A 12,852-nucleotide genomic window follows, 5' to 3' on the forward strand; every position below is an offset into this window, starting at 1 on the left:
GAAAGCAGAGTTTTTGTCACCACATATCCACAACCAGCCTGCTAAGGTTGGCAAGCCCGGCTTCGCCACGGATAATGCCCAGTTTTTCCACCCGCGCACCGATGCGCCCGCCGCGCTTGCGGTCGAAAGAGAAGACCATGAAAGACACCATTCGCCAGCTGATCCAACAAGCCCTCACCCAACTCGTCAACGAAGGTGTGTTGCCTGAAGGCCTGTCGCCGGCGATTCAAGTGGAAAACGCCCGCGACAAGACTCACGGCGACTTCGCCAGCAACATCGCGATGATGCTGGCCAAGCCGGCCGGGATGAAGCCGCGCGATCTGGCGGAAAAAATCATCGCCGCGCTACCGGCTGACGAAAACGTCACCAAGGCGGAAATCGCCGGCCCGGGCTTCATCAACTTCTTCCAGAACACCCAGGCCTTGGCCAACCGTCTCGATGCCGCGCTGGCTGACGCCCATATCGGCGTGCGCAAGGCTGGCCCGGCGCAGCGCACGGTGGTTGACCTGTCGGCGCCGAACCTGGCCAAAGAGATGCACGTCGGCCACTTGCGTTCGACCATCATCGGCGACGGTGTGGCCCGCGTCCTCGAATTCCTTGGCGACGAAGTGATCCGCCAGAACCACGTCGGCGACTGGGGCACGCAGTTCGGCATGCTCATGGCCTATCTGCAGGAAAACCCGATCACCAGCGACGAACTGTCCGATCTGGAAAACTTCTACCGCGCCGCCAAACAGCGTTTCGACGAGTCCGCAGAATTTGCCGACCGCGCCCGCGGTCTGGTGGTCAAGTTGCAGGCCGGCGATGCCGAGTGCCTGGCACTGTGGACCCGGTTCAAGGACATCTCGCTGTCGCACTGCCAGAAGATCTACGAACTGCTCAACGTCAAACTGACCATGGCCGACGTGATGGGCGAAAGCGCTTACAACGACGACCTGATCAATGTGGTCAACGACTTGAAAGCCGCGGGCCTGCTGGTCGAGAGCAACGGCGCCCAGTGCGTGTTCCTCGACGAGTTCAAGAATGCCGATGGCGACCCGCTGCCAGTGATCATCGTCAAGGCGGATGGCGGTTACCTGTACGCCACCACTGACCTCGCTGCCGTGCGCTACCGCAGTGGCAAGCTGAAAGCCGATCGTGCGCTGTACTTCGTCGATCAGCGTCAGGCCCTGCACTTCCAGCAAGTCTTCGCCGTGGCGCGCAAAGCCGGTTTCGTCACCCATCCGATGGAAATGGAACACATGGGTTTCGGCACCATGAACGGCGCCGATGGCCGTCCGTTCAAGACCCGTGACGGTGGCACCGTGAAGCTGATCGACCTGCTCACCGAAGCGCAGGAACGTGCCTACAACCTGGTCAAAGAGAAAAACCCGGAGCTTGCCGAAGACGAATTGCGCAACATCGCCAAGGTCGTCGGCATCGGCGCGGTGAAATACGCTGACCTGTCCAAGCATCGCACTAGCGACTACAGCTTCAACTTCGACCTGATGCTGAACTTCGAAGGCAACACCGCGCCGTACCTGCTGTATGCCTACACCCGCGTCGCCGGTGTGTTCCGCAAGCTCGGCAAGGATTTCAGCGAAGTCGACGGCCAGATCGTCCTCGAAGCGGCGCATGAACAGGAACTGGCGGCGAAACTGGCGCAGTTCGGTGAAGTGCTCAACAACGTGTCCGACAAAGGCACGCCGCACATTCTCTGCACTTACCTGTACGACGTCGCCGGCCTGTTCTCCAGCTTCTACGAGAACTGCCCGATCCTCGCCGCCGAGACCCCGGCCCAGATGCAGAGCCGTCTGCGTCTGGCCGCGCTGACCGGTCGCACCCTCAAGCAAGGCCTGGAGCTGTTGGGTCTGGAAACTCTGGAGCGTATGTAAGTTGGCTGCCAAGAAAAAACCTGCACCCAAGCGCGGCGCCAGCCGCTATCAGGCACCGGCCAAGCAACCGATTCCCGGCTGGCTGTGGATGGCCATCGGCCTGACGGTCGGCGCATTCATCGTGTTTTTGATGAAGCTGGAGCCGGGCAAGGGCAGCGACACGGTCAAGCGTGAAAAGGTCGAGCAGGCGCAACAGCAGAAAGCGACAAAAATCGCCGAAGCCAACAAGACCCCGCCGAGCCCGACGCAACCGGTCAAGCCGAAGTACGACTTCTACACGCTGCTGCCGGAATCGGAAGTGATCGTGCCGCCGGATGCCGTGCCGGAGAAGACCCTGCCGACGCCACAAGTGCCGGCCATCCCGACCACGCCGGTCACCCCGGCGGAAGCCGCGAAGATCGACACCGCGCGCGCTCAGGCCGCGCTGGCCGGGATTACTCCGCCACCCGCGCCACCGGTGAGCAAAGCGGCGCCGGTGACCAAGTTCTTCCTGCAGGCCGGCTCGTTCCGCAAGGAAACCGATGCTGACAAAGTCCGCGCGCAGATCATTCTGCTCGGCCAGGCCGTGGCGGTTGAGTCCGGCACGGTGAAGGACGAAACGTGGTACCGCGTTCTGGTCGGCCCGTTCAGCAATCGTGAACAACTGACCACCGCGCAGAAACAACTGGCCGGCGCCGGCTTCAGCAACCTGCTGTTACAACAACGCCAGAGCCGCTGACTCGCCGCTGATCGTTCCCACGCTCTGCGTGGGAACGCCTCAAGGGACGCTCTGCGTCCCCGGCAGTGAAGGGACGCGGAGCGTCCCGGGCTGCATTCCCACGCAGAGCGTGGGAACGATCAGTGAACGATCAGTGACAGACACCGCTCGTCCCCTCTCCCGCACCACGGTTGAAATCCTCTCCAGCACCCCCATATGAATGGGCATAAGGCACTTTCGCCCCGCTGTGTGGAGACTCTTCCCTTGACCACCATCGTTTCAGTCCGCCGTCACGGCAAAGTCGTCATGGGCGGCGACGGCCAGGTTTCACTCGGCAATACCGTGATGAAAGGCAACGCGAAAAAAGTCCGTCGCCTGTACCACGGCCAGGTCATCGCCGGTTTTGCCGGTGCCACTGCCGACGCCTTTACGCTCTTCGAACGTTTCGAAGGCCAGCTGGAAAAACATCAGGGCCACTTGATCCGCGCCGCCGTCGAACTCGCCAAAGAGTGGCGCACCGACCGTTCCCTGAGCCGCCTCGAAGCGATGCTTGCGGTCGCCAACAAGGACGCCTCGCTGATCATCACCGGCAACGGTGACGTGGTCGAACCCGAAGATGGCCTGATCGCCATGGGTTCCGGCGGTGCTTTCGCCCAGGCCGCGGCCAGCGCCCTGCTGAAAAAGACCGACCTGTCGGCTCGCGAGATCGTCGAGACCGCTCTCGGCATCGCTGGCGACATCTGTGTATTCACCAACCACACCCAGACCATTGAGGAGCAGGATCTCGCCGAATAAGCCTGTCGCGGCCTGTGTGCCACGGCTTGTTTGTGCTTGAGGACCGTCAATTATTATGTCCATGACTCCCCGCGAAATCGTCCACGAACTCAATCGCCATATCATCGGCCAGGACGATGCCAAGCGCGCCGTCGCGATTGCCCTGCGCAACCGCTGGCGCCGCATGCAGCTGCCTGAAGAGCTGCGCGTTGAAGTGACGCCGAAGAACATCCTGATGATCGGCCCGACCGGTGTCGGTAAAACCGAGATCGCCCGTCGCTTGGCAAAACTGGCCAACGCGCCGTTCATCAAGGTCGAAGCGACCAAATTCACCGAGGTCGGCTACGTCGGCCGTGACGTCGAGTCGATCATCCGTGATCTGGCTGATGCGGCGATCAAGATGCTCCGCGAGCAGGAAATGACCCGCGTACGCCACCGTGCCGAAGACGCCGCTGAGGACCGTATCCTCGACGCGCTGCTGCCGCCGGCACGCATGGGCTTCAGCAATGAAGAAGCACCGGCCAGCGATTCCAATACCCGTCAGTTGTTCCGCAAGCGTCTGCGTGAAGGTCAGCTGGACGACAAGGAAATCGAGATCGAAGTCGCCGAAGTGTCCGGCATCGAGATCGCCACGCCGCCGGGCATGGAAGAGATGACCAACCAGCTGCAGTCCTTGTTTGCCAACATGGGCAAGGGCAAGAAGAAGTCGCGCAAGCTCAAGGTCAAGGAAGCGCTGAAACTGGTGCGCGACGAAGAAGCCGGGCGTCTGGTCAACGAAGAAGAACTGAAGGCCAAGGCGCTGGAAGCGGTCGAGCAGCACGGCATCGTGTTCATCGACGAGATCGACAAGGTCGCCAAGCGCGGTAACGTCGGCGGCGCCGATGTCTCCCGTGAAGGCGTGCAGCGCGACCTGCTGCCGCTGATCGAAGGCTGCACCGTCAACACCAAGCTGGGCATGGTCAAGACCGACCACATCCTGTTCATCGCCTCCGGTGCGTTCCACTTGAGCAAGCCGAGCGATCTGGTGCCGGAACTGCAAGGCCGTCTGCCGATCCGCGTCGAACTCAAGGCGCTGAGCCCGGAAGACTTCGAGCGCATCCTCAGCGAACCGCACGCCTCGCTCACCGAGCAATACTGCGCGCTGCTGAAAACCGAAGGCCTGCACATCCAGTTCCAGCCGGAAGGCATCAAGCGTCTGGCGGAAATCGCCTGGCAGGTCAACGAGAAGACCGAGAACATCGGTGCCCGTCGCCTGCACACGCTGCTCGAGCGTCTGCTCGAAGAGGTGTCGTTCAGTGCCGGCGATCTGGCCAGCGCCCATGACGACAAGCCGATCCTGATCGACGCCGAATACGTCAACAGCCACCTCGGCGAATTGGCGCAGAACGAAGACCTGTCCCGTTATATCCTGTAAGCCATACTTACAGCGGTAGCGGACCCTGTGGGAGCGAGCCTGCTCGCGAAGAAGCCGTGTCAGCGGACATCAATGTTGTCTGACACAGCGCTTTCGCGAGCAGGCTCGCTCCCACACTTGCTCCAGGGTCGCCCATATATCGGAGGCCAACCCATGAATCGAATCCCCGCCAAAATCAAACTGCACAAAGCCTCGAAAACCCTGACGCTGACCTACGCGTCCGGTGAAGAATTCACCCTGCCCGCAGAATTCCTGCGCGTGCATTCGCCCTCCGCCGAGGTCCAGGGCCACGGCAAACCGATCCTGCAATTCGGCAAGCTCAACGTTGGCTTGAGCAAGCTGGAACCGGCCGGCAACTACGCACTGAAACTGACCTTTGACGACGGTCATGACAGCGGCTTGTTCACGTGGGATTACCTCTACGAACTCGGCAAACGCCAGAAAGAACTCTGGGACGATTATCTCGCCGAGTTGCGTGCCGCCGGAAAAACCCGCGATCCGAACGAGTCGTTCGTCAAGCTGATGCTCTAGCCCGAGCCTTGCGCTCATTAGAAGGCATTTTCTAACTTCATCTGTTTGAATGCTCCGCTGTATGGCCGAGGATCGGCCTGCTTGCGAAAAAAATTAAACTCGGGTAACCAATGGAGCTGGCAAGTTCCCTGCAATGCTCTACGACTGTAAAGCAGCTATGCAGAATCAACGGTCACCCGAGCAGTAGTACCTGGCATTGGCTGTGGAACTGCACAGCCGCAAACCGGGTACTCGTCTCAGGACAATGGAGCGTCGTAGATGAGTAACAAGAATAACGATGACCTGAAGTATCAAGCCTCGGAAAACACCCTGGGGCTTAATCCCGTCGTTGGGCTGCGCGGAAAGGATCTGCTGGCCTCTGCTCGGATGGTGCTGAAACAGGCCATCAAACAACCGATCCATAGTGTTAAACACGTGACCCATTTCGGCCTCGAGCTGAAGAACGTGCTGTTCGGCAAATCCGAACTGCAACCGGCCGGTGACGACCGTCGCTTTGCCGATCCCGCGTGGAGCCAGAACCCGCTCTACAAACGTTATCTGCAAACCTATCTGGCCTGGCGCAAGGAACTCCATGCCTGGATCGACGACAGCAGCCTGACCCCCAAAGATATCGCCCGTGGCCACTTCGTCATTAACCTGATGACCGAAGCCATGGCGCCGACCAACACCGCGGCCAACCCGGCGGCGGTCAAGCGTTTCTTCGAAACCGGCGGCAAAAGCCTGCTCGATGGCCTCTCGCATCTGGCCAAGGATCTGGTGCACAACGGCGGCATGCCGAGCCAGGTCAACATGGGTGCGTTCGAGGTCGGCAAGAGCCTCGGCGTGACCGAAGGCGCGGTGGTGTTTCGCAACGATGTGCTGGAGCTGATCCAGTACCGGCCAATCACCGAGCAGGTCCACGAACGGCCTTTGCTGGTGGTGCCGCCGCAGATCAACAAGTTCTACGTATTCGATTTAAGCCCGGACAAGAGCCTAGCGCGTTTCTGCCTGCGCAATAACGTGCCGACCTTCATTATCAGCTGGCGCAACCCGACCAAGGCTCAGCGTGAGTGGGGCCTGTCGACTTATATCGATGCGCTGAAAGAAGCGGTCGACGTGGTCACCACCATCACCGGCAGTACAGACGTGAACATGCTCGGCGCCTGCTCCGGCGGCATCACCTGCACCGCCCTGCTCGGCCATTACGCGGCGATCGGCGAGAACAAGGTCAACTCGCTGACCCTGCTGGTCAGCGTGCTGGATACCACACTGGACAGCGACGTCGCCCTGTTCGTCGACGAGCAGACCCTTGAGACTGCCAAGCGTCACTCGTATCAGGCCGGTGTCCTCGAAGGCAAGGACATGGCCAAGGTCTTCGCCTGGATGCGCCCGAATGATCTGATCTGGAACTACTGGGTCAACAACTACCTGCTCGGCAACGAACCGCCGGTGTTCGACATTCTGTTCTGGAACAACGACACCACGCGCTTGCCCGCGGCGTTCCACGGTGACCTGATCGAGATGTTCAAAAACAATCCACTGATCCGCCCCAACGCACTGGAAGTGTGCGGCACGCCGATCGATCTCAAGCAGGTCACCGCCGACATCTTCTCGCTGGCCGGCACCAACGACCACATCACCCCGTGGAAGTCCTGCTACAAGTCGGCGCAGCTGTTCGGCGGAAAAGTTGAATTCGTGCTGTCGAGCAGTGGCCATATCCAGAGCATCCTGAACCCGCCGGGCAACCCGAAATCGCGTTACATGACCAGTGAAGAAATGGCCGCCAATGCCGATGACTGGCAAGAGAACTCGACCAAGCACACCGATTCCTGGTGGCTGCATTGGCAGGCGTGGCTGGCCGAGCGCTCGGGCAACCTGAAAAAGGCCCCAGTAAAACTGGGCAACAAGGCGTATCCGGCGGGCGAGGCTGCGCCGGGCACCTACGTTCACGAACGGTAACTGACACCACCAGAACTCCACTGTAGGAGCGAGCCTGCTCGCGATGAGGGCATCAGATTCAACCTATTCGTTGACTGGATGTACGCTATCGCGAGCAGGCTCACTCCTACAGGGTACGGGTGAACTTGAAATCCACAGGGCCTCACGCATGCCGCAACCGTTCATATTCCGCACCGTCGACCTGGATGGCCAGACCCTCCGCACGGCGGTGCGTCCCGGCAAGCCGCACTTGACGCCGTTGCTGATTTTCAACGGCATCGGCGCCAACCTGGAGCTGGTGTTTCCGTTCGTCGCGGCGCTGGACCCGGATCTGGAGGTGATCGCGTTCGACGTTCCCGGGGTCGGCGGTTCCTCGACACCGAACCGGCCGTATCGCTTTCCCGGGCTGGCCAAGCTCACGGCGCGGATGCTCGACTACCTCGACTACGGTCAGGTCAACGTCATCGGCGTGTCGTGGGGCGGTGCGCTGGCGCAGCAGTTCGCCTACGACTATCCCGAGCGCTGCAAGAAACTGGTATTGGCGGCCACCGCTGCCGGTGCGGTGATGGTGCCGGGCAAACCGAAAGTGCTGTGGATGATGGCCAGTCCGCGGCGCTACATTCAGCCGTCCCACGTGATTCGCATCGCGCCGATGATCTACGGTGGCTCATTCCGGCGCGACCCGACGCTGGCGGCCAGCCACGCGGCGAAAGTGCGTTCGGCGGGCAAGCTCGGTTACTACTGGCAACTGTTCGCCGGCCTCGGCTGGACCAGTATTCACTGGCTGCACAAGATCCATCAGCCGACGCTGGTGCTGGCCGGGGATGACGACCCGCTGATCCCGCTGATCAACATGCGCGTGCTCGCCTGGCGCATTCCCAATGCGCAGCTGCACATCATCGATGACGGTCATCTGTTCCTGATCACCCGCGCCGAAGCCGTGGCGCCGATCATCATGAAATTCCTTCAGGAGGAACGTCAGCGCGCGGTGATGCACCCACATCCGACGCCGCTCGGCGGCTGAACCCAGCGGCAGGCTTTATGCAGGGCTTTACCCATGAGTGCGCGGCAGGACGCCGCGCAGGCAGCAACCCGTAACAGCGTCTATGGTGTTCTGGTTCGGTGAGTTTGTTTTTGCCCTGAAGACGAAGGAGTGTTGAGTCATGCGCGACAAACCAGCGACGGGCGTGGTGCCCAGCCCCGCCGTGTTTATCAACGCACAAAATGCGATCACCGGCCTGCGCGGCCGCGACCTGCTCTCGACCTTGCGCAGCGTCGCCGCCCATGGCTTGCGCAATCCGGTGCACACGGCAAAGCATGCGTTGAAACTGGGCGGCCAATTGGGCCGCGTGCTGCTCGGCGAAACCGTGCACCCGACCCATCCCAACGACAGCCGTTTTGCCGATCCAGCCTGGAGCCTCAACCCGTTCTATCGGCGCAGCCTGCAGGCGTATCTGGCCTGGCAGAAGCAGGTCAAGAGCTGGATCGACGACAGCGACATGAGCCCGGAAGACCGCGCCCGCGCGCAATTCCTCTTCACCCTGCTCAACGATGCCGTGGCACCGTCCAACACGCTGCTCAATCCGCTGGCGGTCAAGGAGCTATTCAATTCTGGCGGCCACAGTCTGGTGCGCGGCCTCAGCCATTTGTTCGACGATCTGCTGCACAATGATGGCCTGCCACGTCAGGTGACCCGACAGGCATTCGAGGTCGGCAAGACCGTCGCCACCACCACCGGCTCGGTGGTGTTTCGCAACGAAATGCTCGAACTGATCCAGTACCGGCCGATGAGCGAAAAGCAATACGCCAAGCCACTGCTGGTGGTACCGCCGCAAATCAACAAGTACTACATTTTCGACCTGAGCCCGCACAACAGCTTCGTCCAGTACGCGCTGAAAAACGGCTTGCAGACCTTCATGATCAGCTGGCGCAACCCGGATGTACGGCATCGCGAATGGGGCCTGTCGAGCTACGTCGAGGCCGTGGAAGAAGCGATGAACATCTGCCGGGCGATCACCGGCGCCCGCGAGGTCAACCTGATGGGCGCCTGCGCCGGCGGCCTGACCATCGCGGCGCTGCAAGGGCATCTGCAGGCCAAGCGGCAGCTGCGGCGTATCGCCAGCGCAACCTATCTGGTCAGCCTGCTCGACAGTCAGATCGAAACCCCGGCGACGCTGTTCGTCGATGAACAGACCCTCGAAGCGGCCAAGCGGCGTTCGTATCAGCAGGGCGTGCTCGACGGTCGCGACATGGCCAAAGTCTTCGCCTGGATGCGCCCCAACGATTTGATCTGGAGTTACTTCGTCAACAACTACCTGCTGGGCAAGGAGCCGCCCGCCTTCGACATTCTCTACTGGAACAACGACAACACGCGCCTGCCGGCGGCATTGCACGGCGATCTGCTGGATTTCTTCAAGCACAACCCGCTGACCCATCCTGGCGGGCTGGAAGTCTGCGGCACGCCGATCGATTTGCAGAAAGTCACCGTCGACAGTTTTAGCGTGGCCGGCATGAACGACCACATCACGCCGTGGGACGCGGTGTATCGCTCGACCCTGCTGCTGGGCGGCGACAAGCGCTTCGTGCTGTCCAACAGCGGCCACGTACAAAGCATCCTCAACCCGCCGAGCAACGCGAAAGCCAACTACGTCGAAAACGCGAGGATGAGCAGCGACCCGCGCGCCTGGTACTACGACGCCAAACGTGTCGACGGCAGCTGGTGGCCGCAGTGGCTGGAATGGATTCAACAGCGCTCGGGCGCGCAGCACGAAACCCGGATGGCCCTCGGCAACCCCAACTATCCGCCGATGGAGGCAGCACCTGGTACTTACGTGCGAGTGCGCTGACGTTCAACGACATTTTTCTAAGAAGACTGGATGAAAACCCGCGACCGGATTCTCGAATGTGCGCTGCACCTGTTCAACGATAAGGGCGAACCGAACGTCTCGACCATGGAGGTCGCCAATGAAATGGGGATCAGCCCCGGCAACCTCTACTACCACTTCCACGGCAAGGAACCGCTGATCCTCGGCTTGTTCGAACGCTTCCAGCAGGAACTGGCACCACTGCTCGATCCGCCATCGGACGTTGAGCTGGCCCCGGAGGATTACTGGCTGTTTCTGCACCTGATCGTCGAGCGCCTGGCGCAATACCGGTTCCTGTTCCAGGACCTGTCGAACCTCGCCGGACGCCTGCCGAAACTGGCCAAGGGCATACGTCATCTGCTCAACGCCTTGAAGCGCACGCTGGCGTCATTGCTGGCGCGGTTGAAGGCCGCCGGGCAACTGGTCAGCGATACGCAGGCGCTGGGGCAACTGGTGGAGCAGATCACCCTGACATTGCTGTTTTCCCTGGATTACCAGCGGATTCTCGATCGTGAGGGTGAGGTGCGGTTGGTGGTTTACCAGATCATGATGCTGGTGGCGCCGCATTTGTTGCCGCCAGTGAAGGTCGCGACTGAGCGGATGGCGCTGCAATACCTTGAGGATCACGACTGAACCGAAATTCACTGAGCGACTCCATCCCCCTGTGGGAGCTAGCCTGCTAGCGATTAAGCCGGCACATTCAAAACAAGTGCTGACTGACCCACCGCTATCGCTAGCAGGCTAGCTCCCACAAGGGTACTGCGGTGTTTGTAGAAGGAATGCACAAACAAAAACGCCCGACCTTCACAGGCCGGGCGTTTTGTTTTGCCCTGATGAATCAGGACTGACTGGATGGCGTCGACGCAGTCGATGCTGCAGTCGGGGTGGCTGCTGCCGTGGGTGCCGCAGCGGAGTTCGCCGCGTTGGCCGGAGCGGTTGGAGCAGTCGATGCAGCAGCGGCCGGTTTTGGCGCAGCGGCTTTCGGTGCAGCCGGTTTTTTCACCGCAGGCTTTTTCGCCGCAGCTGGCTTGGCGGCTGGCTTGGCGGCAGCGGTTTTCGCGGCTGGCTTGGCCGTTGGTTTCGCTGCCGCTTTAGCCGCCGGTTTGGCTGCGGGTTTCGCCGCGGCTTTAGCGGCCGCAGGTTTGGCGGCAGCTTTGGCCGCGGGCTTGGCGGCGGCCGTTTTCGCTGCCGGTTTGGCGGCGGCTTTCGCTGCCGGTTTGGCCGCCGCTTTCGCCAGTGGCTTGGCCGCGGTTTTCGCCGCAGGCTTGGCCGCTGCAGCCTTGGCCGCCGGTTTCGCCGCAGCGGTTTTCGCCGCTACAGGCTGGGCTTTCAGACCGGTGAGTTTTTCGATCTGTCTGGTCAGCGTGTCGACCTTGGCGTTAAGCGCCTTGACCTCATTGCGGCTCGGCACACCCAAACGCGAAATCGCGCTGTTCAGGCGCTTGTCGAAAGCCCCTTCCAGCTCGTCCCACTTGCCCATGGCGCGGTCTTTCACGCCGCTGATGCGCGACTTCGCCGAAGAGGTCGAGTCCTCGACTTTTTTGCCAACCGCAGACTTGGTGAGCTTCTCGGCTTTCTCGCCGTCTTTGACCAATGTGTCGAAGAGCTTGCTGCCGTCAGTGTCGATCTTCGAGTACACGCCTAAACCAGCCAGCCAGATTTTGCGGGAGTACGACTCGACCTTCCCGACCCACGAGCTGCTTTCTTTATCGGTGTTCTTTTTACCAGCCATCCCGTTCTCCTTAAGATTTACGCGCGACGCGTTCGAGCAATGCCGTCAGCTCATCGAGCTTAGCAGAGAGTGTCTCAACGTCATGTTTAGACGGAATGCCGATGCGATTCAAGGCGCTTGCTACGCGGCTGTCGAAGGCCTTCTCGACCTTGTCCAGCTGAACTTCGACACGACCTTTGAAGGAGCTGACCTGGGTGGCGGCCTCGTCGATCTCGACGTTGGCCGCGAGCAGTTTTTCGGTGACGGCCTTTTTACCTTTCTTTTCAACAGTTTGACCGGCTTCGATCAACTCCTGAAAGTACTCGCTGCCCTCTTGCCCGACCTTGGCGTAGGCACCCAGACCAGCCAGCCAGATCTTGCGGGCATAGGACCTGACGTCGCTCAGCGTCGAAGTCGGAGCGTCGATTTTTTTCTTCAAAATAACTTTGGCCATGGTGCACCTCACGCGCAGAAGGTTTGAGGAACTGCCCGGACGGGTGTCGGGCTCAGGCACAAAGTAGGTAGAAAAATTAGAAAGGGCACCCTAACAACTGACATCAATCCTTGCCCACACCGCATACAAATGTGGGAGCCAGCCTGCTGGCGATTGCGGTATGTCAGTCACATAAAGGCTGACTGACCAGACGCTATCGCCAGCAGGCTGGCTCCCACAGGGGGATAGGGTTCGACAAGGAATCAGGCCAGCGCTTTGTCGAGGGCCTTTTCGATTTCGGCTTTGATCATGCCGCTCATGGCCGACATCATCAGGCCCAGTTCGACGTCGACCTTGATCGAATCGTCCGCCACGTGCACCGCGCCTTTCACGCCCGAGCGCTTGAGGTTCAGGGTGTCGCCGGACCACTGCGGTTCCAGGCCGTATTGTTCATTGAGTTTTTTGGCCAGTTTGTCGGCCTTCTCGCGGGCGGCTTCCTTGCCCAGGGTGTGGGCACGCTCAACACTGATTTTGGCCATCGAATGACTCCTGATAGATGAAGGTGTGTCGGTAGATCTTGACCGCCGCTGCGGCAAATCGTCCCGACGGTGGCCCATCTTACCTTTAGCCATTCGAA

General features: G+C 60.6%; 13 protein-coding genes. 9 read left to right on the forward strand and 4 right to left on the reverse strand.

Annotation, left to right across the window (positions count from 1 at the left end):
- Positions 1-16: 16 nt before the first annotated feature.
- Positions 17-139: a hypothetical protein gene (locus tag J3P75_RS25740; protein ID WP_269458769.1), complete on the reverse strand. Its 123-nt coding sequence runs from the start codon at positions 137-139 to the stop codon at positions 17-19.
- Here J3P75_RS25740 and argS point away from each other — a divergent pair.
- The 9 genes from argS to J3P75_RS25785 all read left to right on the forward strand — a co-directional run bounded on the left by argS (position 138) and on the right by J3P75_RS25785 (position 10,704).
- Positions 138-1,874, forward strand: coding sequence for an arginine--tRNA ligase (argS, locus tag J3P75_RS25745; RefSeq protein ID WP_434708657.1), 1,737 nt, complete (start codon positions 138-140; stop codon positions 1,872-1,874). The two genes, J3P75_RS25740 and argS, sit on opposite strands and share 2 nt — an antisense overlap.
- Before the next feature lies 1 nt (position 1,875).
- Positions 1,876-2,592: an SPOR domain-containing protein gene (locus tag J3P75_RS25750; RefSeq protein WP_203420403.1), complete on the forward strand. Its 717-nt coding sequence runs from the start codon at positions 1,876-1,878 to the stop codon at positions 2,590-2,592.
- A gap of 243 nt (positions 2,593-2,835) precedes the next feature.
- Positions 2,836-3,366: an ATP-dependent protease subunit HslV gene (gene hslV, locus J3P75_RS25755; RefSeq protein WP_090280391.1), complete on the forward strand. Its 531-nt coding sequence runs from the start codon at positions 2,836-2,838 to the stop codon at positions 3,364-3,366.
- A 55-nt stretch (positions 3,367-3,421) separates the two neighbouring features.
- On the forward strand, positions 3,422-4,759 hold the full coding sequence (gene hslU / locus J3P75_RS25760) for an ATP-dependent protease ATPase subunit HslU (RefSeq protein ID WP_090280386.1): 1,338 nt from the start codon (positions 3,422-3,424) through the stop codon (positions 4,757-4,759).
- A gap of 153 nt (positions 4,760-4,912) precedes the next feature.
- The gene (locus tag J3P75_RS25765; RefSeq protein WP_434708658.1) at positions 4,913-5,290 is read left to right on the forward strand and encodes a gamma-butyrobetaine hydroxylase-like domain-containing protein; all 378 of its coding nucleotides are present in this window, start codon (positions 4,913-4,915) and stop codon (positions 5,288-5,290) included.
- Positions 5,291-5,548: 258 nt separating this feature from the next.
- On the forward strand, positions 5,549-7,228 hold the full coding sequence (gene phaC / locus J3P75_RS25770) for a class II poly(R)-hydroxyalkanoic acid synthase (RefSeq protein WP_434708659.1): 1,680 nt from the start codon (positions 5,549-5,551) through the stop codon (positions 7,226-7,228).
- 148 nt (positions 7,229-7,376) lie between these two features.
- On the forward strand, positions 7,377-8,231 hold the full coding sequence (gene phaZ / locus J3P75_RS25775; protein ID WP_090280374.1) for a poly(3-hydroxyalkanoate) depolymerase: 855 nt from the start codon (positions 7,377-7,379) through the stop codon (positions 8,229-8,231).
- Between the two features lie 139 nt (positions 8,232-8,370).
- A complete protein-coding gene (gene phaC / locus J3P75_RS25780) occupies positions 8,371-10,053 on the forward strand; it encodes a class II poly(R)-hydroxyalkanoic acid synthase (protein ID WP_434708661.1) in 1,683 nt (560 codons plus the stop codon).
- A gap of 30 nt (positions 10,054-10,083) precedes the next feature.
- Positions 10,084-10,704 carry a TetR/AcrR family transcriptional regulator gene (locus J3P75_RS25785; protein ID WP_434708662.1) on the forward strand — a complete coding sequence of 207 codons (621 nt, stop codon included), beginning with the start codon at positions 10,084-10,086 and terminating at the stop codon, positions 10,702-10,704.
- A gap of 205 nt (positions 10,705-10,909) precedes the next feature.
- Here J3P75_RS25785 and J3P75_RS25790 read toward each other — a convergent pair whose 3' ends face one another.
- The 3 genes from J3P75_RS25790 to J3P75_RS25800 form a co-directional block, all read right to left on the reverse strand.
- Positions 10,910-11,803: a phasin family protein gene (locus J3P75_RS25790; protein ID WP_434708663.1), complete on the reverse strand. Its 894-nt coding sequence runs from the start codon at positions 11,801-11,803 to the stop codon at positions 10,910-10,912.
- Positions 11,804-11,813: 10 nt separating this feature from the next.
- Positions 11,814-12,236 (reverse strand): phasin family protein, encoded by a 423-nt coding sequence (locus J3P75_RS25795; RefSeq protein WP_434593224.1) that lies wholly within the window; start codon positions 12,234-12,236, stop codon positions 11,814-11,816.
- A gap of 242 nt (positions 12,237-12,478) precedes the next feature.
- On the reverse strand, positions 12,479-12,754 hold the full coding sequence (locus J3P75_RS25800; RefSeq protein ID WP_203420398.1) for a polyhydroxyalkanoic acid system family protein: 276 nt from the start codon (positions 12,752-12,754) through the stop codon (positions 12,479-12,481).
- Positions 12,755-12,852: the final 98 nt, after the last annotated feature.

The organism is Pseudomonas sp. R1-1, from assembly GCF_051132135.1.
In the GTDB taxonomy this organism is placed as follows: domain Bacteria; phylum Pseudomonadota; class Gammaproteobacteria; order Pseudomonadales; family Pseudomonadaceae; genus Aquipseudomonas.

Coding starts and splice junctions, on each gene's coding strand:
- argS (WP_434708657.1), top strand. CDS start 138: ATGAAAGACACCATTCGCCAGCTGATCCAACAAGCCCTCACCCAACTC.
- J3P75_RS25740 (WP_269458769.1), bottom strand. CDS start 139: ATGGTCTTCTCTTTCGACCGCAAGCGCGGCGGGCGCATCGGTGCGCGG.
- hslU (WP_090280386.1), top strand. CDS start 3,422: ATGTCCATGACTCCCCGCGAAATCGTCCACGAACTCAATCGCCATATC.
- J3P75_RS25765 (WP_434708658.1), top strand. CDS start 4,913: ATGAATCGAATCCCCGCCAAAATCAAACTGCACAAAGCCTCGAAAACC.
- phaC (WP_434708659.1), top strand. CDS start 5,549: ATGAGTAACAAGAATAACGATGACCTGAAGTATCAAGCCTCGGAAAAC.
- phaZ (WP_090280374.1), top strand. CDS start 7,377: ATGCCGCAACCGTTCATATTCCGCACCGTCGACCTGGATGGCCAGACC.
- phaC (WP_434708661.1), top strand. CDS start 8,371: ATGCGCGACAAACCAGCGACGGGCGTGGTGCCCAGCCCCGCCGTGTTT.
- J3P75_RS25785 (WP_434708662.1), top strand. CDS start 10,084: ATGAAAACCCGCGACCGGATTCTCGAATGTGCGCTGCACCTGTTCAAC.
- J3P75_RS25790 (WP_434708663.1), bottom strand. CDS start 11,803: ATGGCTGGTAAAAAGAACACCGATAAAGAAAGCAGCTCGTGGGTCGGG.
- J3P75_RS25795 (WP_434593224.1), bottom strand. CDS start 12,236: ATGGCCAAAGTTATTTTGAAGAAAAAAATCGACGCTCCGACTTCGACG.
- J3P75_RS25800 (WP_203420398.1), bottom strand. CDS start 12,754: ATGGCCAAAATCAGTGTTGAGCGTGCCCACACCCTGGGCAAGGAAGCC.